This window comes from Acinetobacter sp. YH12132 (assembly GCF_013418645.1).
In the GTDB taxonomy this organism is placed as follows: domain Bacteria; phylum Pseudomonadota; class Gammaproteobacteria; order Pseudomonadales; family Moraxellaceae; genus Acinetobacter; species Acinetobacter indicus.
This window is the reverse complement of record NZ_VPBR01000011.1, coordinates 1-23550: the sequence shown is the minus strand read 5'-3', so window position 1 is coordinate 23550 and position 23550 is coordinate 1. Positions and strand designations below refer to the sequence as shown.

The 23550-nt window shown below is 48.4% G+C and carries 21 protein-coding genes and 1 riboswitch; of the genes, 8 read left to right on the top strand and 13 right to left on the bottom strand.

Features of this window, described 5'->3' with window-relative positions:
• Positions 1-27: 27 nt before the first annotated feature.
• Together FTU67_RS10895 and FTU67_RS10890 are read right to left on the bottom strand one after the other, a co-directional pair.
• On the bottom strand, positions 28-1596 hold the full coding sequence (locus FTU67_RS10895; protein ID WP_104489117.1) for a PAS domain-containing sensor histidine kinase: 1569 nt from the start codon (positions 1594-1596) through the stop codon (positions 28-30).
• A 14-nt stretch (positions 1597-1610) separates the two neighbouring features.
• The gene (locus FTU67_RS10890) at positions 1611-2246 is read right to left on the bottom strand and encodes a response regulator (protein ID WP_005181577.1); all 636 of its coding nucleotides are present in this window, start codon (positions 2244-2246) and stop codon (positions 1611-1613) included.
• A gap of 217 nt (positions 2247-2463) precedes the next feature.
• Here FTU67_RS10890 and FTU67_RS10885 point away from each other — a divergent pair, with 217 nt between their 5' ends.
• Positions 2464-3546: a serine hydrolase gene (locus tag FTU67_RS10885; RefSeq protein WP_127799456.1), complete on the top strand. Its 1083-nt coding sequence runs from the start codon at positions 2464-2466 to the stop codon at positions 3544-3546.
• A gap of 92 nt (positions 3547-3638) precedes the next feature.
• Here FTU67_RS10885 and thrC read toward each other — a convergent pair whose 3' ends face one another.
• From thrC to xerD, 4 genes are all read right to left on the bottom strand, one after another.
• A complete protein-coding gene (gene thrC, locus FTU67_RS10880; RefSeq protein WP_180061728.1) occupies positions 3639-4784 on the bottom strand; it encodes a threonine synthase in 1146 nt (381 codons plus the stop codon).
• A gap of 57 nt (positions 4785-4841) precedes the next feature.
• Positions 4842-6146, bottom strand: a complete 1305-nt coding sequence (locus FTU67_RS10875) for a homoserine dehydrogenase (RefSeq protein WP_016659702.1) — start codon at positions 6144-6146, stop codon at positions 4842-4844.
• 122 nt (positions 6147-6268) lie between these two features.
• Positions 6269-7081 carry a DsbC family protein gene (locus FTU67_RS10870; protein WP_005181584.1) on the bottom strand — a complete coding sequence of 271 codons (813 nt, stop codon included), beginning with the start codon at positions 7079-7081 and terminating at the stop codon, positions 6269-6271.
• A gap of 97 nt (positions 7082-7178) precedes the next feature.
• On the bottom strand, positions 7179-8096 hold the full coding sequence (gene xerD, locus FTU67_RS10865) for a site-specific tyrosine recombinase XerD (RefSeq protein WP_180061727.1): 918 nt from the start codon (positions 8094-8096) through the stop codon (positions 7179-7181).
• 168 nt (positions 8097-8264) lie between these two features.
• Here xerD and FTU67_RS10860 point away from each other — a divergent pair, with 168 nt between their 5' ends.
• The 5 genes from FTU67_RS10860 (at position 8265) to ftsW (ending at position 13368) form a co-directional block, all read left to right on the top strand.
• Positions 8265-8525, top strand: coding sequence for a FeoA family protein (locus FTU67_RS10860; protein WP_005181588.1), 261 nt, complete (start codon positions 8265-8267; stop codon positions 8523-8525).
• Positions 8522-10375: a ferrous iron transporter B gene (locus FTU67_RS10855; RefSeq protein ID WP_180061726.1), complete on the top strand. Its 1854-nt coding sequence runs from the start codon at positions 8522-8524 to the stop codon at positions 10373-10375. Before FTU67_RS10860 ends, FTU67_RS10855 begins: the two co-directional genes overlap by 4 nt.
• Positions 10376-10401: 26 nt before the next feature.
• A complete protein-coding gene (locus tag FTU67_RS10850) occupies positions 10402-10650 on the top strand; it encodes a DUF6587 family protein (RefSeq protein ID WP_016659699.1) in 249 nt (82 codons plus the stop codon).
• A 154-nt stretch (positions 10651-10804) separates the two neighbouring features.
• The gene (gene murD, locus FTU67_RS10845) at positions 10805-12157 is read left to right on the top strand and encodes a UDP-N-acetylmuramoyl-L-alanine--D-glutamate ligase (RefSeq protein WP_180061725.1); all 1353 of its coding nucleotides are present in this window, start codon (positions 10805-10807) and stop codon (positions 12155-12157) included.
• A gap of 14 nt (positions 12158-12171) precedes the next feature.
• Positions 12172-13368 (top strand): putative lipid II flippase FtsW, encoded by a 1197-nt coding sequence (ftsW, locus tag FTU67_RS10840; RefSeq protein WP_016659697.1) that lies wholly within the window; start codon positions 12172-12174, stop codon positions 13366-13368.
• On the opposite strand, the gene FTU67_RS10835 is transcribed toward ftsW, so the two are convergent.
• The 7 genes from FTU67_RS10835 to FTU67_RS10805 all read right to left on the bottom strand — a co-directional run bounded on the left by FTU67_RS10835 (position 13357) and on the right by FTU67_RS10805 (position 20037).
• Positions 13357-13617: a zinc-ribbon domain-containing protein gene (locus tag FTU67_RS10835; protein WP_005181597.1), complete on the bottom strand. Its 261-nt coding sequence runs from the start codon at positions 13615-13617 to the stop codon at positions 13357-13359. The two genes, ftsW and FTU67_RS10835, sit on opposite strands and share 12 nt — an antisense overlap.
• 51 nt (positions 13618-13668) lie before the next feature.
• The gene (gluQRS, locus tag FTU67_RS10830) at positions 13669-14589 is read right to left on the bottom strand and encodes a tRNA glutamyl-Q(34) synthetase GluQRS (protein WP_180061724.1); all 921 of its coding nucleotides are present in this window, start codon (positions 14587-14589) and stop codon (positions 13669-13671) included.
• Between the two features lie 2 nt (positions 14590-14591).
• On the bottom strand, positions 14592-15119 hold the full coding sequence (gene dksA / locus FTU67_RS10825) for an RNA polymerase-binding protein DksA (protein ID WP_016659695.1): 528 nt from the start codon (positions 15117-15119) through the stop codon (positions 14592-14594).
• 214 nt (positions 15120-15333) lie between these two features.
• Complete coding sequence (locus tag FTU67_RS10820) at positions 15334-16137, bottom strand: metallophosphoesterase (protein ID WP_104989208.1); 804 nt, start codon at positions 16135-16137, stop codon at positions 15334-15336.
• Positions 16138-16158: 21 nt separating this feature from the next.
• Positions 16159-16767 carry an NUDIX domain-containing protein gene (locus FTU67_RS10815; RefSeq protein ID WP_005181612.1) on the bottom strand — a complete coding sequence of 203 codons (609 nt, stop codon included), beginning with the start codon at positions 16765-16767 and terminating at the stop codon, positions 16159-16161.
• Between the two features lie 77 nt (positions 16768-16844).
• Positions 16845-18740 carry a phosphomethylpyrimidine synthase ThiC gene (gene thiC, locus FTU67_RS10810; protein WP_005181616.1) on the bottom strand — a complete coding sequence of 632 codons (1896 nt, stop codon included), beginning with the start codon at positions 18738-18740 and terminating at the stop codon, positions 16845-16847.
• Positions 18741-18824: 84 nt separating this feature from the next.
• Positions 18825-18955: riboswitch (TPP riboswitch) on the bottom strand.
• A 59-nt stretch (positions 18956-19014) separates the two neighbouring features.
• A complete protein-coding gene (locus tag FTU67_RS10805; RefSeq protein ID WP_042119428.1) occupies positions 19015-20037 on the bottom strand; it encodes a hypothetical protein in 1023 nt (340 codons plus the stop codon).
• A 348-nt stretch (positions 20038-20385) separates the two neighbouring features.
• On the opposite strand from FTU67_RS10805, the gene FTU67_RS10800 reads away from it, so the two are divergent.
• The gene (locus tag FTU67_RS10800) at positions 20386-21726 is read left to right on the top strand and encodes a TolC family outer membrane protein (protein ID WP_168383639.1); all 1341 of its coding nucleotides are present in this window, start codon (positions 20386-20388) and stop codon (positions 21724-21726) included.
• A 124-nt stretch (positions 21727-21850) separates the two neighbouring features.
• Complete coding sequence (gene phoU, locus FTU67_RS10795; protein ID WP_005181619.1) at positions 21851-22573, top strand: phosphate signaling complex protein PhoU; 723 nt, start codon at positions 21851-21853, stop codon at positions 22571-22573.
• Positions 22574-23550: the final 977 nt, after the last annotated feature.

Sequence of the window (23550 nt, the reverse complement as noted above, 5' to 3'; positions counted from 1 at the left end):
GTTGTTCCACTAAACTTCCCCAAAAAACTATTTATTTACGTCAACAGGTGAGCATTCAATCCTGAAACATGCTCCTTGTTTTTGTTCTACATAGCGCAACTTGGCCCGATTGGCCTCGCAGAAACTATGTGATAAGTATAATCCTAAACCAGTTCCACTAATTTCGGTACTAAAAAATGGTTGAAACAGGTAGCGAATATCATGTGAAGCCACGCCGCTGCCATAATCTTTGACATCCATATAGACCGTGTCCTGCTGGCGATAAAGTTGCAGTTCAATCGGATGATCCGGCGCATTGTGGCGCTGGGCATTACGGATCAGGTTAATCAGCACCTGACGCAGCTGGGATTCATCAAACAGAATCTGCAGAGGTTCGGGCTGGCTGACCTGAATCTGGCTGGCCAGATCGGCCAGATCATCCTGGATCAGCTGCGGAATAAAACGCGCCAGATCAATCTGCACCGGTGTGGTTTCCTTATTTTTCACCATGCTCAGGGTGTCATCAATGATCTTGTCAATGCGCTGCGACTGCTTGTCAATCATCTGGCTCAGCATCTGCTGCTGATCGGTATCGCTGCCAGCCAGCAGGCGATTGGCCTGGACAATGGCCGCCAGCGGATTACGGATTTCATGGGCAATACTGGCCGAAAGCTGGCCCAGTGCTGCCAGTTTCAGTTGCTGCACACGCTGGTTGATTTGCCGTGCATCCTGCAGCACCAGCAAGGTTAAGGTCTGCTGCGGCACCACCAGCTTTTGTACCTGAATCTGGATCAGGAAATGACTGAGCTGCGATTCAAACTGGAATTTTTCGCCGTTAGAGAGCTGGTCAAACTGCAATAATTGAAATAGGTCGGGCTGTACTTTATACAGCGGATATTTGTCAAAAGCATACAGTGGATTGATGCCGAGCAAATGGCAGGCGGCCGGATTACTGACCATAATATGGCAGTTTTCATCCAGCACCAGATAACCCATATCGGTCTGTTCCAGAATATAGCGGTTAATATTCTTCAGCCGGTTCAGTTCCAGTGACTGGGAAAAGTTCAGGTGTTCCAGAATCTGGAAACGGCGGACGGCAATCTGGCCAAAACGGTAAATAATAAAAAACAGGAACGAGAGCAGGGCACTTTGCCCGATGCGATCCAGAGAGGAAAAATCCAGTAATGTGCCAACAAAATGCTGATAGGTGACACAAATCATTGCCACCAGGGTAATGAACAGCGCCTTGCTTTTTTCCAGCAATAACGTCGCGGCGAAAATCGCAATCACAAACAGCAGGCTTAAATGCAGGCTCGGTCCATCCAGCGCAAAGGTCAGGCTGCTGAGCACCAGTACATCAACACTGAAAATCAGCGTGAGTTGTAGCGGAATCCTGTGCCGGACATAGCGAAAATACAGCAGCTGGGCACAGCTAAAAATAAAATACAGCACCAGACTGGCGGCGTACAGCCGTGGATGCTGATAATCATGATTGAGAGTTTGAGTGGTGAGTAAATAAATCAGCAGCAAACAGAAGGCAATTATCAGCCGATACGCCCCGTACCATAGCCCGAGATGGTACTGGTTCAGTTCAGCTTGCGTACGGCGGATATCCATGAGGCTTAAACCGCTTAAGGTTTAATTAATCCGTAGCGAATGGCCAGATGGGTCAGTTTGACATCACTGTCGATATTCAGTTTTTCAAAAATACGGTAGCGATAGGTGTTTACGGTTTTCACGCTGACGAACAGCTTGTCAGCAATTTCCTGCGCGCTAATACAGTTCACCACCATCATTGCCACCTGCATTTCACGTTCCGACAGGCTGTCGAACGGTGATTGCTGGGTGTCTGACAGGTAGGAACTGGCCAGTTGCTCGGCAATATCGGCACTAAAATATTTACCGCCCTGCATGACTTTTTTAATGGCACGCACCATTTCCGAGACAGGTGCACCTTTGGTGATATAGCCTTTGGCACCGGCTTTGAGTAATAAAGAAGGATAGGGTTCTTCGGCCAGACCACTGACCGCCAATACCTTGGTTTCCGGGGCAGTCTGTAATAAACGGCGCGTGGTTTCCACCCCGCCAATGCCCGGCATGTTCACGTCAAGCAGGACCACATTGGGATGATGCTGGCGCACCAGATTAATGGCTTCTTCCCCAGATTCAGCTTGTCCAATGACCTGAACATCGGTGTGGTCTTCGAGCATACGGCAGATGCCGGTACGAACCAATTCATGATCATCTACCACTAAAACTGTGATCACCTAGACTCTCCCTCTCACTAAAATCATCTTTTTTGTTACATATAGCAAAATTAGCTTGCAATCAACTGACAAAATTGGCCATCCTATTCTTAACCTAAAGTGAAAAATTCTGCACAATGTCGGAGGCTAAAATTGGTTCCGTGCTGTGTTGTAAATGTAAGGCATATTTGAGGTAATACGCAAATGTATCTTACCTCCCTGAGTTGAGTAAGCAATAGTGAAAAATTCTAAGAAGTTATTAATGCATGTGCTGGGAGCATCGGTTCTGCTCGGCATGAGTTCAGTCAGTACTGCTGAAATCGTCATGAACCCTTCCTCGGGGAGTAACGCCCAGGCAACGCTAAGCTGGTCATCTGAAGAAGCCAACCAGCTGCTGAATGGCGATGTGATGACCACCGCCACGACTTCTGTGACCGAGCAGGTGGTCGAACCGTCACCACAAGGCTCAACCAAAATTACCACCACGGTACGCAGTTCCAGCACACCGGCGCCCGCCAGCACGGTCAGTAGAACCAGCCCGATTTTGGATACTGCATCCTATAGCAACCAGCCCACTGTGAACGCACGTGCCGCACTGGTGATGGATGCCAATACCGGTGAAGTGCTGTACAGTAAAAATACCAATACCGCGTTGCCGATTGCTTCAATTACCAAAGTGATGACTGCGGTAGTGACGGCGGATGCGCGTTTAAATATGTCTGAGCAAATTACCTTGCAGCAGATTGATTTTGCCGGTGCAGCAGGCAAGAACTCGAGTTCGACCCTGCGTGTGGGCGACAAGATGAACCGTGCTGAAGCCTTATTATTTGCCTTAATGAAATCAGAAAACCCGGCCGCAGCAGCGCTGGCGCGTACCTATCCGGGTGGACGCAGTGCATTCGTGGCTGCCATGAACAACAAAGCGCGTGAGCTGGGCATGCATTCGACCCGCTTTACCGAATCGACCGGTTTGGACCCACGCAATGTATCATCGGCGCGTGATTTAGGTATTCTGGTCAGTACCGCGTCACAATATGGCCTGATTCGCCAGTTTTCGACCACGCCAAGCTATGACTTTAACCTGGGTTATCGGGTGCTGAAATCGAACAATACCAATTCGCTGGTGCGTAATGGTGGCTGGAATATTAACCTGTCTAAAACCGGCTTTATTAATGAAGCAGGGCGTTGTCTGGTGATGCACACCACTTTAAATTCACGTCCGGCGGTGGTGATTATTTTAGGGGCCAGCAATACCCAGGCGCGTAATAACGATGCCACCCGTTTAATGTCCTGGACCAGCCAGTTACCAAAACGGATTTAAGCTGAACTGTTCTGTGCGAAATCGTGCAGAACTTAAAACCTCAGCCATAAAAAAATCCCTGCATGAGCAGGGATTTTTGTTTCAAACCGGAATTATTGATCCATGTTTGAAAGGATAGAATCACGAACCTGATCCATGGTGGCATCAATCGACAGCATCACCGCATCCTGGCACTGTTTCATTGCTGTGTCTGGATCTTTCAGACCGTTACCAGTAACAGTACATACAATCACCGAACCTTCTGAAATTTTACCGGCTTTAATGTCACGCATCGCGCCGCCAATGGAGGCTGCAGATGCAGGCTCAACAAACACGCCTTCGTACATGGACAGCATGCGCTGAGCTTCCAGAATTTCTGCATCGGTCAGTTCATCGAACCAGCCTTGTGAATCACGAACTACAGCTTTGGCATGGTTCCAGCTTTGCGGGTTACCAATACGGATTGCAGTGGCTACAGTTTCCGGGTTTTCAACTGGCGCACCACGTAAGAATGGCGCAGCGCCAGAGGCTTGATAACCGACCATAACTGGTAAACCTTCCGGTTTTGGACCAGTAAAGGCATCCGTTGCCGCATCATACACCACTTGTTCAAACTGGTCTGCAGGCTGGTTAGCCACAGCTTCGGTATAACCCATCCAGTGTGCAGTGATGTTGCCCGCGTTACCAACTGGCAGGCAGTGGTAGTCTGGTGCACGGCCGAGTTCATCCACGATTTCGTAGGCAATGGTCTTTTGACCTTGCAGACGGTACGGGTTGATCGAGTTTACGATGGTTACCGGAGCCTGATCGGCCACTTCTTTCACCAGACGCATACCATCGTCAAAGTTACCGCGAATCTGCATGGTGATGGCACCGTACATCATGGCCTGTGCCATTTTACCCATAGCAATTTTGCCTTCAGGAATCAGCACAAACGCTTTGATACCAGCACGCGCTGCATAGGCTGCTGCCGCTGCAGAAGTGTTACCGGTAGAGGCACAGATAATGGCTTTTGAACCTTCTTCAACCGCTTTGGTTACGGCCATGGTCATACCACGGTCTTTAAATGAACCTGTCGGGTTTAAGCCTTCATACTTCACATAAATTTCAACGTTCTTGCCAATAATACGTGGAATGTTCTCAAGCTTGATTAGCGGGGTATTCCCTTCACCGAGAGAGATTGCACGTGTAGTTGCAGACACTGGTAAACGGTCACGATAACGGTCAACTAAACCAGTATAACGATTGGCATTCGACATGATGATGTTCCAATTGTGTGTAGAGCTTGGCAAGGGGAAATATTCCCCTTGACCCGATTAATTATCAAGCGATTCTAAACGAATTCGTACAATTTCGCCATGAATCACAGGCAAAGCTTGAATTTGTTGTAACGCTTCATCCATTTTTGATTCCTGAACTGGGTCCGTCAGAATCACGATAGGAATAAGGTCTTTTAAGCGAGATTGCTGCATGATGGCATCAATACTGATACCGGCACGGCTTAAAATAGTGGTGACATCGGCCAGTACACCGGTCTGGTCTTCGGCATTAATGCGAATATAGTAACCCGTGGTCATCTGTTCACGGCTTAAAATTGGCAAGTCGGTTAAGGCTTCGAAGGCCAGTTGCGGAATTGTTCCTGCACCGTCTTCGGTATAGGAGATGTCACGGACAATATCGACCACGTCAGCAACCACTGCTGAAGCGGTTGGGCCTGCACCGGCACCGGCGCCATAATACAGGGTTGGACCGACTGCATTGGCCTGCACCAGCACCGCATTTTTCACGCCATTCACATTGGCAATCAGTTCTTCTTCAGGAATCAGGGTTGGATGCACACGCAATTCAATACCGGCATCGGTACGGCGTGCAATCCCTAAATGCTTGATGCGGAAACCTAAATCTTCGGCATATTTGACATCTTGCGCGGTAATTTTGCTAATGCCTTCGGTATACACCTTGTCAAATTGCAGCGGAATACCAAATGCACATGAGGCCAGAATGGTCAGCTTGTGCGCTGCATCAATACCTTCAACGTCGAAGGTTGGATCGGCTTCGGCATAACCCAGTTCTTGCGCTTCTTTCAGCACATCGGCAAAGGCACGGCCTTTTTCACGCATTTCGCTTAAGATGAAGTTACCGGTACCGTTAATGATACCTGCCAGCCATTCAATCTTGTTCGCGGCCAGACCTTCACGGATCACCTTGATGATTGGAATACCACCAGCTACCGCAGCTTCATAGGCGATCTGAACGGCATGATCATCAGCGGCTTTAAACAGTTCGTTGCCGTGTTCAGCCAGCAAGGCTTTGTTCGCGGTGACAATATGTTTGCCGTGTTTCATCGCTTCCATAATGACTTCATATGCAGGATGAATCCCACCCATGACTTCAACCACGACATCTACATCCGGTTGACGCACGATATCCAGCAGGTCCGAGCTTTGTTTGACCGTTTCTGGCAGGTTCAGGTCTGGACGCGGACGACGGGTGCCGACATAGGTAATTTCAATTTCACGACCGGTGCGACGTTTAATCTCAGCAGCATTTTCTTTTAATAGTTTAAGGGCACCACCACCCACAGTACCAAGACCGAGGATTGCCAGACGAACTGGTTTCACGTCACACTCCATATTTAATCAATTTTAAGCGAGCTTAGATCATAGCTAAAAAAAGCTGAAGACTCTAGCGTAGAAATCACTTTCTCTTGATCTATAAAAAACAGTAATTCAACCCATTAAAATTAGTTATTTAAACGCTTCAGCAATTCGCTTGGCGACAGATAACCACCAAGGTAAACCCCGTCTGCACTATAGATTGCCGGGGTACCGTTCACCCCGATATTCAGACCCAGCTGATAGTGTTCACGTACTGGCGTTTTGCAGCTGGCGGCAGGCAGTTCAGCACCGGCAATGGCCTGATCAAAGGCCGCATGGCGGTCTTGGCTACACCAGACGCTTTCCATGGCTGGAATAAACTGTTCGCCACGTGGCCAGGCAATATAGCGTACTTCAATGCCTTGGCTGTTCAGCTCATCCATATGTTCATGCAGCTTGTGGCAGTATGGGCAGCTGACATCGGTAAACACATAAATGATGTGTTTGGTTTCACCCTTGGCTTTATAGATCAGCAGGTCCTGCTCTTTCAGGCTGGCAAAAATCTGTTTATTGGTGCCGGCTTGCAGGCTCTCACCGACATTATGCAGCTGTTTGTCGCCTAAACGGATCACATCGCCCTGGAAAATGTATTTGCCATCGCTGGTGGCATAGACCGCAGACATGCCTTCCAGGCTGACCCAGTATAGATTCGGGACTTCCGTGGTTTTAACTTCAGTGATTTTGGCCTGAATGCCAGCAGTTTTAAAATGCTGTTCCAGGGTTTTGACCAGACGCTGCTGGGCATTACGTTCAGAAAGGGTAGAGGCTTCCCCGGTTGCCGGTGCACTGGCCGTAAGCGTGGTTTGTTTTTTCTCATCATTATTGCTCGAGCATGCCGTCAGGCCCAGGCCTGCAGCAAGTGTCATGGCCATTACAATTTTCGCGCGGGTAAATGTCATTGCTAACCCTTTTCTTATCGATATAAAAACAAGGAGGCTAGCATAACAAAAAAAAATGACCGATCGAAAACTTCTTGGTCGTATTTCGGCAGTGCGGTTAAGCGCGAGGATGATGGGTCGCGTGCAGCTGCTGCATGCGAATCTGCGCGACATGGGTATAAATTTGTGTGGTCGACAGGTCGCTATGCCCCAGCAGCATTTGCACCACGCGCAGGTCCGCGCCATGATTGAGCAGATGCGTGGCAAAGGCATGGCGTAAGGTATGCGGCGATAATTCGGCCTGAATCCCGGCCTGTAGTGCATAGCGTTTAATCGCATACCAGAAGTTCTGCCGGCTCATGATGCCGCCATGCTGGGTCAGAAATAAATAATCTGTGCTGGTTTTATACAGCTGCGGCCGCGCCTTTTGCAGATAGTGTTCTACCCATTCACAAGCGACCTGCCCCAAAGGTACCAGACGTTCTTTATTGCCTTTGCCGACAATGCGCAAATAACCCTGTTTCAGGTTAATCAGCTCCAGACGTAAATTCAGCAATTCAGACACCCGTAACCCACAGGCATACAGCACTTCAAACATGGCCCGGTCACGCAGGCCCAGCGCTGTATTGACATCCGGTGCCTGAATTAGCGCTTCAACATCGGCTTCGGACAGATCTTTGGGCAAGGCCCGGCCCAGTTTTGGGGTTTTATGTGCGGCGACCGGATTGTCGGCGCGCAGTTTCTGTTCACGCAGAAATTTATAAAAAGCCCTTAAGGCCGATAGGCAGCGGGCAATCGAACGTGGGCTTTTTTGCTGTTTGGTCAATTCAATCAGGACATCGGAAATATCATCATGGTTCCAGTCCAGCATCGAACTGGGCACGCAGGCACTGCATAAAATTAAATCGGACAAATAGGCATTGCGGGTGTGCGGACTGACGGTTTGTGCTACCAGATGATCGCGAAAGCCCTGCAAATAGCTTAAATGTTCCGGAATGGTGACAGGTGCAGGAATGCGGGGCTTTTTATTGAGCATGTGGATCACTTTAATTTAAGAATTCGATCAAGATCATTGGAATTCTCCAATGTAGAGTAATTTTTCCGGGCTGTCGATGTGATATAAGAACGGAAACGTAATCAATCCTTATTTGTTAATTATTCTCATTTGTTTGTATACTATTTAAAAGAGCTTAGGAATTTCACAGTGCGTTTATCAGAGTTAAAGGTAAAGCAGACGGCCATTATCCGCCAGATTATCCGGCAGGATGAGGGGGGCGAGTCACACAATGACTTGGTGGCCAGCCGTCTGGAAACATTGGGGTTTGTGCCGGGCACGCGCGTTCAGGTCATTACCAAAGGTGTTTTTGGCGGAGACCCGATTCTGATTCAGGTCGGTTTTACCCGTTTTGCCTTACGCAAAAATGAAGCAGAGAAAATTGAAATTGAAGATGGAGTCACTACATGAGTGATGCCTTACGTATTGCCCTTGTAGGGAATCCTAACTGCGGTAAAACCTCATTATTCAACCATTTAACCGGTACACGCCAGAAAGTTGCCAACTATGCCGGCGTAACGGTCGAACGTAAAGTCGGTCATTTTAATTTACCTTCAGGCAAGCCGGTACGGGTGCTGGATTTACCTGGCACTTATAGCTTGAATGCTGCCAGCCCGGACGAAGCCATTACCCGTGATGTGGTACAGGGCAAACTGGCAGAAGAAGGCCAGCAGGATGCTTTCCTGTGTGTGGTTGATGCCACCAATCTGAAGCTGCATCTGGGTCTGGTACTGGAAATGATTGAACTGGGTCGTCCAATGTTGCTGGTGCTGAACATGATGGACGAAGCGCGTCGTCGTGGCATGCAGATCAACACCCAGAAACTGTCTGAGCGCCTCGGTGTGCCGGTGGTAGAAACCGTGGCCGTGCGCCGTTCCGGGATTGAAAACCTGATGAATGCGCTGGATCAGGGTAAATATGCGCTGCCACATACCGAATTGACCGGTCTGAAAGGCGATGCCCATCAGAAGGTCGAAACCCTGCTGAATGATGTGGTGCAATACGTCGATCAGGAAGATAAACGTTCCGATTTCCTCGATAAGGTGTTCCTGCATCCGGTGCTGGGTCTGGTCAGTCTGGCGGTCATGATGTTTATCATTTTCCAAGCGGTCTTTGCCTGGGCAGCCCCGTTTATGGACGTGATTGAAACTTTCTTTGGCTGGCTGGGTGAAGTGATTGGCGGCAGTATTGCCCATCCTTTACTGAACAGTCTGGTGGTGGACGGGATTATTGCCGGCGCCGGTGGCGTGGTGGTGTTCCTGCCGCAAATTCTGATTCTGTTCTTCTTTATTCTGGTGCTGGAAGAATCCGGCTATTTACCGCGTGCCGCATTCCTGCTGGATAAACTGATGTTTAAAGCCGGTTTAAGTGGTCGTGCCTTCATTCCATTACTGTCCAGCTTTGCCTGCGCGATTCCGGGGATTATGGCAACGCGCAGTATCAGCGACCCGCGTGACCGTTTAACCACTATTTTTGTGGCACCGCTGATGACCTGTTCCGCGCGTTTACCGGTGTATGCGCTGTTAATTGCTGCCTTTATTCCGGAACAAACAGTATGGGGCCTGTTTAACCTGCAGGGCCTAGTGCTGTTTGCGCTGTATATGGCTGGTATTTTAAGTGCGCTAGGCGTGTCTTTTGTGCTGAAGTTTTTCCAGAAAGACAAGTCCGATCACATGCTGTTGATGGAACTGCCAAGTTACCGTTTCCCGGACATCAAAAACGTCTGGATTGGTTTGCTGGATCGCGCCCGAATCTTCCTGAAACGGGTCGGTGGCATCATCTTTGCCCTGTCGATTCTGCTCTGGTTCCTGTGTACCTTCCCGCAGCCGCCAGAAGGCGCGACCATGCCGGCGATTGATTATACCTTTGCCGGGATGCTGGGCCATATCATGCAGCCAATTTTTGCCCCACTGGGCTTTAACTGGCAGATCTGTATTGCCTTGATTCCAGCAATGGCAGCCCGTGAAGTGGTGGTGGCTGCACTGGGTACCATTTACGCCCTGTCAGGGGACGAAGATGCCATGGCCGATGGTCTGGCCAGCATCATCAGCAGCGGTGGTGACTTGGGCTGGTCATTGGCGACCGGTTTATCGCTACTGGTCTGGTTTATTTATGCGCCACACTGTCTGGCGACGCTGGCCACGGTACGCCGTGAAACGGCATCGTGGAAAACAGTGGGCTTTATGACCGTGTATCTGTTTGGTCTGGCCTATTTGATGTCATTCCTGACCTATCAGATTGCATCCAACCTGTTGGCTTAAGCCGAAACAAAAAAAAGGAGACTGAAATGATTGAAGTATTGATTGTGGCGGTATTGGTGATGTGGAGCACGCTGGTGGTCTTCAAAAAGGTATTCCCGAAGACTTCAAATTCAGTCTTTCTGAAGTTGTCGGATGCCTGTACGGCAAAAGGCTGGCACACGCTGGGCAAATGGTTCAGACCGAAAATGGCTGCCGGTTGTGGTGGTGGCTGTGATTGTCCGGTGTCGGAGCAGGCCAGCAAGAAAACTGAAGTACAAGGGGTCAAGTGGAAGTAAGCCCTTGAGCATCAAAAAAGCCGTCATCTCTATGACGGCTTTTTTACGCACTGACACAAAATTTTTTCCAGAAACTGCAAACAGAAAAAGCATTCAAAACCCCAAAGTGCTAACATTTCCGCAGTTTAAAATCCAAATCATTGATGGAGCTCAAATGTTAATACAACGCGGTGGATTAAAAGTTGTGGCAGGTCTTGGCATTTCAGGTGTTGCAGCAGTCAACTTCTTGCATGATCAGGGCTACCGCGTTGCCGTAACAGACTCTCGAGCGACACCCCCCGGCTATGACCAGATTCCGGCCGAGGTTCAGACCAGTTTTGGCCAGTTTGACCAGGAACTGCTGTTGTCTGCTGAAGAAATTATCATCAGTCCGGGACTGGATCCAAAACTGCCAGAAATTCAGACGGCAATGGCGCAGGGCATTCCGGTGGTCAGTGAAATCCAGATTTTACGCCGTGCCACTGACAAGCCAATTGTGGCCATTACCGGTTCCAATGCCAAAAGTACCGTAACCACACTAATTGGCCTGATGGCTGCCGATGCTGGTAAGAAGGTCGCGGTTGGGGGCAATCTGGGCCGTCCAGCGCTGGATTTAACCAAAGATGATCCGGAGCTGTATATTTTGGAACTTTCCAGCTTTCAGTTAGAAACCACTTCAAACCTGAATGCTGAAGTGGCGGTGGTGCTGAACATGAGTGAAGACCATCTGGACCGTCATGGTGACATGCTCGGTTATCACACCGCCAAACACCGTATTTTCCAGGGTGTGAAACAGGTGGTGTATAACCGTGATGATGCACTGACCCGTCCACTGGTGCCAGATACCACCCCTATGCAGAGCTTTGGTCTGAATGCCCCAGATATCAACCAGTTTGGTATTTTAAAAGAAACAGATGGCACCATTTGGCTGGCGCGTGGCCGTGAACGTCTGCTGAAAAGCAGCGACATGTATATTCAGGGTACGCATAATATTGCCAATGCCTTGGCCTGTCTGGCGCTGGGTGAAGCGATTGGCCTGCCGATGGACAGCATGCTGAACACCTTAAAAAGCTTTAAAGGTCTGGAGCATCGCTGTGAATTCGTCAAAGAGGTCGCAGGCGTGCGTTATTATAACGACTCCAAAGGCACCAATATTGGTGCCACCCTAGCGGCACTGGAAGGCTTGGGTGCAGCAATTCAGCCGTATGGTGGTCAGGTGGCCATTATTTTAGGCGGGCAGGGCAAAGGCCAGGACTTTAAGGCACTGCGTCAGGCGCTCAGTCAATATGCCAAACTGGCAGTGTTGATTGGTGAAGATGCCGCACTCATTGAAGCGGCGGTACAGGGCACTACCACGCTGCTCCATGCCGACAGTCTGCAACAGGCGGTCACACTGTGCCAGCAGCATACCCAGCCGCAGGATGTCGTGTTATTGTCACCTGCATGTGCAAGTTTTGATATGTTCTCGGGCTATCCGGAACGTGGTCGTCAGTTCGTGGCTTATGTCAACGAACTTGGTCAAGAATAATAAGGATTTGGGATATGGCTGGCTTTGCTCAGACAACGATCAATAAAATCAATCAGGTCTATGAGCGCTGGTTACCGCGATTACCGGCCGAAGTGAATGTGCGCAATGTGCTCATTTTTAGCGTATTGGCCTTGCTCTGTATCGGCTCGATTATGGTGGCGTCTGCCTCAATGCCCTATGCCGAGCGTATGCATGAAAATGCCTTCCATTATGTACTGCGGCATGGTATTTCAATTGCGGTAGCGCTAATTGCCGCCTATACCGTGTATAAAGTTCCCTTAAACCTCTGGTTCAATAACACCTTCTTTTTATGGATTATTACCATTGCCTTGCTGATTGCGGTACTGGTGGTCGGTACCGAAGTCAATGGTTCCAAACGCTGGATTCGGGTGGCCGGGTTTACCTTGCAGGCTTCAGAAGTGGCCAAGGTGATGATGGCGATTTTTACCGCCGACTACGTGGTACGTCGTGCCGAAGAAGTGCGTAATAATATTAAAGGTCTGGTACGGCTGGCAGTGATTATGGCGGCGACTGTGGGCCTGATTATGGCAGAACCGGATTTGGGTGCGACTGTGGTGATTGCGTTGACCATGCTCGGGGTGTTCTTCCTGGCCGGTGCACCACTGATTCAGTTCGGGATTGCCTTGGGTGCGATGCTGGGTGCGTTTACCTTCCTGGTGGTGTTTGAGCCCTACCGTTTTGAACGTTTAATGTCTTTCTCTAACCCGTGGAATGATCCGCTCGGGGCCGGTTATCAGCTGTCAAATGCCTTAATGGCTTTTGGCCGGGGTGAATGGGCCGGGGTGGGGTTGGGGCATAGTATCCAGAAAATGTCCTATCTGCCGGAAGCGCATACCGACTTTATGCTGGCCGTTTTAGGCGAAGAATTTGGCTTTTTTGGTATCCTGGTGGTGCTGAGCCTGTCTTTCACCATGCTGGTCTGCTGTATTCGCATTGGTCATCGTGCCTTGCGACATCAGTATTTACGTGCTGGTTATCTGGCCTATGGCATCAGCATCATCTTCCTGTTACAGATTCTGGTGAATGCCGGCATGAATATGGGCATGTTGCCGACTAAAGGGCTGACCCTGCCATTTATCAGTTATGGTGGTTCATCGCTAATTATGTGTGCGGTGATGGTCAGTCTGATTCTGAAAATTGAAAGTACTACCCAGCAGACCAATCCAAGCCGTGAGGAATCAAGCTTCTAGATTGCTCTGCTGAAATGGATCTGGCTGAGCATGGTGCAACACTGTGCTTGGCATTTCCGTTTTACAGTTCAGACATTTGACAAAGCTGCCTTTGGCTTTGGATAGCGGAATTAAAGGAATAAAAAATAAGGAAAAATAATTGCGCTGCTGCTTCAGTTCATAGCTGGTGCGGGTGCGACAGACCGGACAGACAAACTGGTTTTTCTCCAGCACTTTGGTTTTTGGACCAATCCCGAAAATAAAAAACATAGTAATCCCATCTTGCAGTTATTTTTTTCTAGATTAGCGCAAATTGTGTAGTTATGCGTAGCTGCCCTGTAGCTGAGTTGTATGTGGAATGGCGTCAATTGACCACTGGGCAATGGCTTGCTGCAGCATACGTGCCGGGGTGTCTAAAACTACCGGGGGTTGGTGCAAAGCCGTGAGCGCCTTTTGTAATAGCAGAGGAGCCTGATTTAAATCCAGCGGCTGGGCCAGGTTCTGCTTGGAGAGTTTTTGCCCCTGATCATTCATGGCCAGCGGCAAATGCAGATAGCGCAGTTCCGGATAGCCCAGCACCCGCCCAAGCCAGATCTGTCGTTCGGTATTGTCCAAGAGGTCTGCGCCGCGGACGACATCGGTAATGCCTTGCAGATAGTCATCGACCACCACGGCCAGCTGATAGTTAATAATCCCGTCACGGCGTTTTAAGACAAAATCCCCCAGATCTTGTTGCAGGTTGGAGCAATGCCGGCCCTGCAAGCGGTCTTCAAAGCAGATGTCTGTATCGGTCACTTTCAGGCGGATGGCCTGCTGTGCAAAGGGGAGTTGCAGATTGCGACAGGTGCCAGCATAAATATGATTGGAACCGAGCATTTTACGCGTGCACTGACAGGCATAGACCCAGCCTTGCTCGGCGAGTTGCTCAAGAACGTCTTCGTAAATGGCCAAACGGTCTTTTTGAAACAGAATCTCGCCATCCGGCTCGAACTGAAAGGCATCTAGAGAACGCAGGATATGCGCTTCACTGCCGGGATAAATACGGGGAATGTCAGTGTCTTCAATACGGACCAGCCAGTGCCCATGCTGGGCCTTGGCATCGCAATAACTGGCCACCGCGGTAATGAGGGAACCAAAATGCAAAGGGCCGGTTGGCGATGGCGCAAACCGGCCCACGTAATTCTCTTCAGCTTTCCCTCCCTTTATCAAAGGGAGGGGCAGGGAGGGATTACGAATAGACATGCTTAACCGTTATTTTGCTTCTCTTTGATTTCTGCCAAAGTTTTGCAGTCAATACACAAAGTCGCAGTTGGACGCGCTTCTAAACGGCGTAAACCAATTTCGATTCCGCAGGTTTCACAGAAACCGTAGTCATCGTTTTTAATGGCTTCAATGGATTGTTCAATTTTACGGATCAGTTTGCGTTCACGGTCACGGGTACGTAACTCGATAGCAAACTCTTCTTCCTGAGTGGCGCGGTCGTTTACGTCAGGCAATGCAGTATTTTCATCTTGCATTGTGTTTAGCGTACGATCAACTTCAGACATCAGCTCGGCTTTCCAGGCCAAGAGAATCTGACGGAAGTGCTCAAGCTGGCCCTCAGACATATATTCTTCATTTTTTTTCGGCTGATAAGGCTCAATACCAAATAAGCTAGCAGTAGAACCACCTTCTGACGCCTTTGGCTTTGTCTTACGCACGCGCTTTGTAGATTTTTCCTCTACAACATCTGTTTGTTCGTCCAAGACTTGATTTTGGTTGTCATTCGCCATGTAGGGCATTCCTCATCATATACGTATTATCTATACGCAAAAAATATGGTGATATGCAAGTGTTTTTATCCACTCCCAAGGAGAAGATTATCCCTTCGGGGGTCGTCATCATATAGACTTTTTATGTATATTGATAGTCTTTGATGTTTGGATTTCGTCGTATCACGTTTTCCTTCGCAGCCATAACTTAAAGCAAAAAGATTAAAATGAAAAGTTAATAACCTGAAATTTCATTATTTATTTGACCGACCAAATTTTCAACACGATGCACCTGTGTGTCGAACTCGCCATTGTCCTTTAAATGCAAGACCCGATAGCCCGGTGCTTCCTGTCCCAGGGCAAAATCATCACTGTGTGGTTTAAACTGCACTGAAGTCGAAGGCGTTGAATAAAAAGGAATATTGTTCCAGATGTTCAGTGAATCCTGATGCACGTGGCCAAATAAAACCGCTTTAATATTCTGGTGCTTGACCATCACTTCAGTCAGATCGGCGGTATTTTTCAGTTTATGCTGATCGACCCAATGCGACTGCATGGCAAAAGGATGATGATGACAGGCCAGAATCACATGCTGGCCGGCATGTTCGGTTAACAGCTGGTCCAGTTGCGCGAGCTGGGAGGGTTCAATCCGGCCATCAATCTGATTCTTGACCGCACTGTTCAGCAGCATGATGGTCCAGCGACCCAAATGAATGGCATGTACCCGGTTTTGCTGCTGGTGAAACGGAAAATACTCCACCTCATCATGATTGCCCGGAATCTGATAAAACGGAATATTCAGGCGGTGCATAAATGCCAGATAGCGCGCATAGGTCGCCGGCACTGGCACCTGTGCCAGATCCCCGGTATGAACAATGGCATCCAGCTCAGGATAACGTTGCTGAATATCACGCATGATGCCATGAAAGCTGTGTTCCGGATTCATCTGCACAAATTTAAGGTCTTCCTGATCCATTAAATGTGTGTCTGAAATCTGGACGATGGTCCAGCTTTGTGTATTTTTGCTTATAAAAGTCATGCCTGACCCCTTAGACATTCCTTATGGTTTGATTTGTTGTTGTAACCATTGCAGGGCGATGATCAGCGGCGCATTCCTGAGCCGACCATTGGCCAATAAGATCGGTAAGTGCTCATACTCAAAAATATGCAATTGAATATTTTCGCCTTCCTCACTAAGACCAAACACACCGCCTTGTTCAGGCAAATTTACTTTCGCACTATATAAATGAAAGATTTCCGCACAAGCTCCTGCAGAAGGATAGAAGGTAAACAGATGCTGCAGTTCTTCAACTTCGCAGCCTGATTCTTCTAGGGTTTCACGGCGAATGCAGCTTTCCGGTGATTCATCACCATCGAGTACGCCCGCAATGACTTCGAGTTGCCAGGGAGAATCCTGATCATCCATTGCCCCAATACGAAATTGTTCTATTAATGCAAATTTATGTTTTTTTTCATCATATAACAATACACCGGCTGCCTCCGGGCGTTGAATCAACTCCCGATGAATGACCGGTGTATAGTGGTTTTGATTAAACAGGCGATGGCTCAGACTGACTTTTTCAACCTGAATAAAGCCACGAAACAAGAATTCACGCTGTTGAATGCGCAGTTCATTTCGACCATAGGTCGCCTGTTTAAGTATTTCCATAAAACATCATACGGATGAAGAACATCAGTTTTCATCCTAACTGAGATTAAATGGAACACAAACTCTTTTTCGATAGTTTAGACGTCGTGGTACAATTTTTGACCAGTCTGCTGATAGGTCTCCTTCATGGCTTTGAGACCTTCCGCAACCTCTGTGTCGCTTTGCATGGCTTCTTTAGCAAGATTCTGATTTTGCGCATAATCTCTCACATTTTGGGTGATTTTCATGGAGCAGAATTTCGGTCCACACATCGAACAGAAGTGCGCCGATTTGTGTGCTTCTTTCGGCAAGGTTTCATCATGCATACTGCGCGCCGTATCCGGGTCCAGACTCAGGTTAAACTGATCTTCCCAGCGGAATTCAAAGCGGGCTTTGGACAGGGCATTGTCACGCGCCTGCGCACCCGGATGGCCTTTGGCCAGATCGGCGGCATGTGCAGCAATCTTGTAGGTGATAATACCGTCTTTAACATCTTTCTTGTTCGGCAGACCTAAATGCTCTTTTGGCGTCACGTAGCACAGCATGGCCGTGCCATACCAGCCAATCATAGCGGCCCCAATGGCCGAGGTAATATGGTCATAGCCCGGTGCAATATCGGTGGTTAGCGGACCAAGGGTATAGAACGGTGCCTCTTTGCAGACTTCCAGTTGCAGGTCCATATTTTCCTTGATCATATGCATAGGCACATGGCCCGGGCCTTCAATCATTACCTGTACATCATGTTCCCAGGCGCGATGCGTTAACTCGCCCAAGGTGCGAAGTTCGCTGAATTGTGCTTCATCATTGGCATCCTGAATACAGCCCGGACGCAGGCCATCGCCCAGACTGAAGGAAACGTCATAGGCTTTCATGATTTCGCAGATTTCATCGAAGTGGGTATACAGGAAGTTTTCTTCATGATGCGCCAGACACCACTGTGCCATGATTGAACCACCACGTGACACAATACCGGTGAGGCGGTTGGCGGTCAGCGGTACATAACGCAGCAGTACCCCAGCATGAATGGTGAAGTAGTCCACACCTTGTTCGGCCTGTTCAATCAGGGTGTCTTTAAAGATTTCCCAGGTCAGGTCTTCTGCTACACCGTTGACTTTTTCCAGCGCCTGATAAATTGGCACGGTACCAATTGGCACGGGTGAGTTACGGATAATCCATTCACGGGTTTCATGAATATTTTTCCCGGTCGATAGGTCCATGATGGTATCGGCGCCCCAGCGGGTGGCCCAGGTCATTTTCGCCACTTCTTCGGCAATGTCGGAACCCAGTGCCGAGTTACCAATATTGGCATTAATTTTCACCAGGAAATTACGGCCAATAATCATCGGCTCAATTTCAGGGTGGTTAATGTTGGCGGGAATAATGGCGCGGCCGGCAGCGACTTCCTGACGTACAAATTCCGGGGTAATTTCACGCAGATTTTGTGCGCCAAAGTTTTGTCCCGGATGCTGGCGCATATCGACGCCTTGCTGCTGGCGCAGGTTTTCACGGATGGCGATGTATTCCATTTCCGGAGTAATAATGCCCTGTTTGGCATAGTGCATTTGGGTCACGTTATGCCCGCGTTTGGCCCGGCGCGGTTTCTGGATATGGGCAAAACGGATGTCGGCAGTGCGGATGTCACGCAGGCGTTCCTGACCGAATTTAGAACTGAGCTGATCCAGAATTTCTGTATCGTTACGCTCTTCAATCCAGCGTTCACGCACATTCGGTAAACCCTGGTTCAGATCAATATTGACTTCCGGGTCGGTGTAAACGCCAGAGGTGTCATAGACCATTACCGGCGGATTGTGTTCACCGCCTAAACTGGTTGGGGTCTCGGTCAGTTCAATCTGGCGCATCGGGACACGGATATCCTCACGTGAGCCCTGGATATAGACTTTGCTCGAAGCGGGTAAAATACGGGTGAGGTCTTTGGCATCTTGCTCGTGTTGAGCAGAAATAGCCTCGGAAGAAAGATTCGTTAATTGGTTCATATCATGATCCTTATGAAGAGCATCAACGAATCAAGCACGACCAAAACGAAACGGATTTATCCTGAATAATAAATCGAAACTTAAGGTTTAGTTGCGCTTGATTCCTACGCAGGTGTTAACCTGATCAGGTTCAACGGTACTTGTGCTTAATCATCTATACGGTTAGACAATTACACAATCTCAGCGAGGATTTACTCGCGCTCCGTCAAGCTGCTTAAATCTTAACAGGTTGGCTTAAAAAGGCCAGTGATAAAACTGCCAAATTGGTGGTGGCTTAGTTATTCTGATAAGGCATACAGACCGCATCGCTAAAACAGTCACGGGTCGGACTTAAGCCGTTTAGCGGTAAATCCAGATAATGGGACAGCTGCTTTAGCGCCAGGGTGTTGGCACGTTCATTGTTTTGTTCCTGTGCGGTCAGGCTGACTGGAATACGGTTACGCCGTTCCTGTGGCGACATCTGTACAAAGCTGCGGAATTTACGCGCCTGATCTGCCAGTCGTGACTGCTCCAGCTTGGCCAGCTTTTCAATTTCATACCAGACACTGGGCTGAATCGCATATTCTGCTTCATAGCTGTCTGAAACCGGGGTATTTAAGGTGCCTTTAAACAGGAACATACGATAGACCTGATCCAGATAACGCGCATCGCGGATATAACTGCTGTCAGGATAGTTTTTGACATAATCTTCCCAGAACAGGGCGCGACGCACCACTTCCTGGGCATCAATGGTCAGGCCGCCATCACGAATCGGACGCTGCATATTCTGTTCGGCCAGATTTTCAATAAAAATCCGTTCGGCATCGGGCAGATAAGGCGCAAAAATACGAGCCAGGTACTGCGGATTACGCCGATAGACCAGTTGCCCTTCACCGGCATCATACAGGTCGACATAGGCCTGACCTTTGTGTTTCAGCAGATACTGGTCGCGTAAGGCAAACTGTTCGAAATGGCTTTGCTGAATGGTGGGATGCTGGGCCAGATCAAAGGCATACTGATCAAAAGCGGTCTGCTGCTGGGCGGTACGTTCGACTTTCAGAAAATTCTGGTACATCTGGGCAGACAGTTCCAGCAGATGCTGCTGGTCGGGGAAATCCATTAGTGGCAAACAGACTTTTAAATCCTGGTTAATCTGTTCCAGGGCAAAGGTGGTGCGCTGCTGGTTAATCTCGCGCATTTCCTGTTCAATACCGCGGCAGATCGACTTTAAATCGACCGCCTGTTCAGCCACAGCCTGCTTCGGCTTCTGTTCAATGACCACAGGGGGTTCTGGCCTTTGACACGCGGTCAAAACCATTGCAGAACATAAACTGAGCAGTAAAGTACGCCAGCGGGGAGAAATAAGCTTCACGATAACCCAATTAAAAAAAGCAGCAAAAAACAACAAGTGCGGAATGTATGGCGCTATTGTAACCAGCTTCGGGCCGGCGAATTGTAGCGTTGTGCTGAAGTTTGGTTACATGGCTGTGAGTGCGCTCCTGGCTCAACTCAACTGGACAGCTTGCTGCTCGGGTTAAAGCGGTAAAATATAAAAAAATAATCAAAAACATACGAAAAAAATGCGATAAATCGCTACTATGGAGCAAATTGAGTCAATGCTTGACTGAGACATGGCCATTTTGGCGAGATGAGTTAAACGAATAAAATGAAGAAAAAAATATGTATATTGGGCCTGCTGTTGTTTAGCCCTTGGACGCAAGCCTTGGATCTGGTCGAGGCCTATGAGCGTGCCAAAGCCACCGACCCGAACTGGCAGGCCAATCTGTTGCAATATGAAGCCGATCAACTGAATTTAGGCATTGCCAAAGGCAATTTGCTGCCGACCGTGACTGTGTCTGGCAATATCACCCGGCGCAGTCAGGACGCCAATGCTGCGACAATTCCAGGTTTTCCAGTCAGCTCTGAAAGCCTGTCGCCTTCAGCAACCACCACCCGTCAGGTGAGTGTCACTGCACGCCAGCCTTTATTCCGCTGGGATGCCTGGGAAGGCCTAAAACAGGTCAAAACCTCACTCAGTCTCAGTGAAGTCACCTTAAGACTGCAAAAGCAGGAGCATATCTTAAATGTGGCCGAGGCCTACTTTAATGTGCTACGTCAGCAGTCTTTAACCACCGCCTATTTACAGGAAGAGCAGGCGCTGCTGGAACAGCTGAACATGATGAATGCCAAGCTGCGCGAGGGACTGGTCGCGCGCAGTGATGTCAGCGAAGCCGAGGCGCAATATCAAAATGCCAAGGCCAACCGGATTGCTACCCATGTTCAGCTGGTGCTGGCACAGGAACAACTGGCACAGCTGATCGGGCCATATCGTGAAAATCTGGCGGTACTGCGAGATGACTTTCAGTTCCAAAAACCTTATCCGGCCAGTTTAGAGGCATGGACCGAGTTGGCGCAAAGTCAGAACCTATCCATTTTGCAGGCCCGCTTGCAGCAGCGTTATGCTGAAGACCAGAAACGGGTCGAGCAGGCCGCGCGTTATCCGCAAATTGAAGCGGTCGGCACTTATGGCTATAACAAGCAGACGCCACAAAGCCTGATTTCTCAGGATGGCCAGTTTGATCAGGTCGGCATTGAAATGAACTGGAATGTGTTTACCGGCGGCCGTACCCAGCGCAATATCCAGAAAGCAGCGGTGAATGTCGATAAAGCCGAAGCCGAGCTGGATGCGGCCATCCGTAAAGCCAATACCGATGTAAAAAGTGCCTATTTGCAGGTGGAAACCGATCAATCCAAGTTACAGGCACGACAGGCGGCCATGCAATCGGCAGAACTGGTATCGCGCGCCTCCCGTGCCCAATATCATGAAGGCCTAAAAACCATGGTCGATGTCCTGCTGGCCCAGCGTAATGCTTTTTCGGCCAAGCAGGACTATTTGAATGCCAAATATGATTATCTGATTAATGTGCTGCGCCTCCGGGCATCGGTGGGGCAACTCAGTGAAAAAGATCTGGCCGAGATGAACTTGTGGTTAATAGAAAAACCTTAAATTTCAATAAAATAAAATGATGCAATCGGGCACTTGTTTAAATTGTCATAAAAGCTTAATGTTTAATGTGATTTAATAATCAATGATCAAATAAGTCCGTTATTATTGCATTGGAGTACATCTCTTGAGTCCAAATAATCCTGTGTTAAATCACCATATTTCCTCTCAATTTAATGAAGATCTACAGGATGTCAATACAAAATTCATGACCATGGGTGGCTTGGTAGAGCAGCAGGTGGCCAATGCGATTCATGCATTGCTGGACACAGATGCCGCGATGGCAATAGAGGTGCAATTTCAGGACAATGCAGTGAACCGTCTGGAAACTGAAATTGATGAAGCATTAACCCTGATTCTGGCACGCCGTCATCCCGCTGCAATTGACCTGCGCATGGTGATTGCCATGAGCAAGGCCAATACCGACCTGGAACGTATTGGTGATGAAGCGGCCAAAATTGCCCGAATTGCACAAAGCTTGTGTGAGGAAGGTGGTTCGCCGCGCGGTTATATGGAAACCCGCCATATTGGTAACCAGGTGCGAGTCATGATTCATGATGCGCTGGATGCTTTTGCTCGTTTAGATGTCGATCAGGCTTTACGTGTACTGCTGGCCGATGCCGATATCGACCGTGAATACCAGTCGGCCACCCGGACCTTAATGACCTATATGATTGAAGATCCGCGTCATATTTCCCGTGTCATCAATGTAATGTGGGTACTGCGTTCCCTAGAGCGGATTGGTGACCATGCGCGTAATATTTCCGAGCAAGTGATTTATATGGTCAAAGGTCTGGATGTGCGTCATACCAGCATGGAAGAAATTGAACAGAAAGTTCAAGAACGCTAAGTTTGAATACCAGAAACAGCCTGAAATAATTTCAGGCTTTTTTTATGGATTACGCAAAAAATGGATAAAAAAAATCCCAGATTTTGGGGGAAATCTGAGATCGAAATCGGGGATATTTATATCTATTATAAGAGATGCTTCCATCTCCTTGATTGTTATTATAGGAAGATGATGCGCGGAAATCTTTAAGCTTATTGTAGTCTAATGTTGAGTTTTATGAACAAATGTATCGGCCAGTTACAATACCAAGCGGTTAAATAGGTTAATTTTAATCTAAATTATAAACCCCTGATTTTGGTGAAGTAAAACTTTATAGTTGTCCAGATATACCTGTCAATTCAATAAAAACCAATCACCTTAAGCTCACTATAAACAGGGAGCTTGCGGCTGGAAAACAACAGAGTTCATCTACTTTTTCTGTGCCAAGCCTGAAATGGGTGAATGAAGAGGAATTCATTTTTTATCGATGAAATTTTTTTGGATTAAAGGCTAAAAGCATCTTCCGAGATAAAACCCTATGTGCAGTGGTTGATCTTGGGTTTGGATAGAGTAAAAGAAAAGCTCCATTTCTGGAGCCTTTCAAATTTAAGCCTACGCGCTTCGCTTGTCTTACGTAATTTTTACAACCGTGCATAAAAAAATCCCCAAAAAATGGAGATTCTTTTTGCATGAAAGCCTACGCGGACTTCGTCCTTGTCTTGCGTAAAACTTAAAGCAGCGCTTTCTTTTTACTCGAAGCACAGCTTCTCGTCTTGCGGCGTGGCGGAGCAGTATCGAGTATAAAAAAGGAGCCTCTTCAGACTCCTTTGAGACATTTGAAACTACGCGCTTCGCTTGTCTTACGTAATTTTTCTCTGTACACGACAAATTTCACAGAACCCTTATCCTATCAGGATTCTGCTTTCTTAAAATTGCCAAAATTTCCTTAAACTCTTCTTTTTTCCCAAAACCAATTAAACGCTGAATCGCCATTTGAA

Coding starts and splice junctions, on each gene's coding strand:
- FTU67_RS10895 (WP_104489117.1), bottom strand. CDS start 1,596: ATGGATATCCGCCGTACGCAAGCTGAACTGAACCAGTACCATCTCGGG.
- thrC (WP_180061728.1), bottom strand. CDS start 4,784: ATGTCGAATGCCAATCGTTATACTGGTTTAGTTGACCGTTATCGTGAC.
- FTU67_RS10870 (WP_005181584.1), bottom strand. CDS start 7,081: ATGACATTTACCCGCGCGAAAATTGTAATGGCCATGACACTTGCTGCA.
- xerD (WP_180061727.1), bottom strand. CDS start 8,096: ATGCTCAATAAAAAGCCCCGCATTCCTGCACCTGTCACCATTCCGGAA.
- FTU67_RS10855 (WP_180061726.1), top strand. CDS start 8,522: ATGAGTGATGCCTTACGTATTGCCCTTGTAGGGAATCCTAACTGCGGT.
- FTU67_RS10850 (WP_016659699.1), top strand. CDS start 10,402: ATGATTGAAGTATTGATTGTGGCGGTATTGGTGATGTGGAGCACGCTG.
- murD (WP_180061725.1), top strand. CDS start 10,805: ATGTTAATACAACGCGGTGGATTAAAAGTTGTGGCAGGTCTTGGCATT.
- ftsW (WP_016659697.1), top strand. CDS start 12,172: ATGGCTGGCTTTGCTCAGACAACGATCAATAAAATCAATCAGGTCTAT.
- FTU67_RS10835 (WP_005181597.1), bottom strand. CDS start 13,617: ATGTTTTTTATTTTCGGGATTGGTCCAAAAACCAAAGTGCTGGAGAAA.
- gluQRS (WP_180061724.1), bottom strand. CDS start 14,589: ATGTCTATTCGTAATCCCTCCCTGCCCCTCCCTTTGATAAAGGGAGGG.
- dksA (WP_016659695.1), bottom strand. CDS start 15,119: ATGGCGAATGACAACCAAAATCAAGTCTTGGACGAACAAACAGATGTT.
- FTU67_RS10820 (WP_104989208.1), bottom strand. CDS start 16,137: ATGACTTTTATAAGCAAAAATACACAAAGCTGGACCATCGTCCAGATT.
- FTU67_RS10815 (WP_005181612.1), bottom strand. CDS start 16,767: ATGGAAATACTTAAACAGGCGACCTATGGTCGAAATGAACTGCGCATT.
- thiC (WP_005181616.1), bottom strand. CDS start 18,740: ATGAACCAATTAACGAATCTTTCTTCCGAGGCTATTTCTGCTCAACAC.
- FTU67_RS10805 (WP_042119428.1), bottom strand. CDS start 20,037: ATGGTTTTGACCGCGTGTCAAAGGCCAGAACCCCCTGTGGTCATTGAA.
- FTU67_RS10800 (WP_168383639.1), top strand. CDS start 20,386: ATGAAGAAAAAAATATGTATATTGGGCCTGCTGTTGTTTAGCCCTTGG.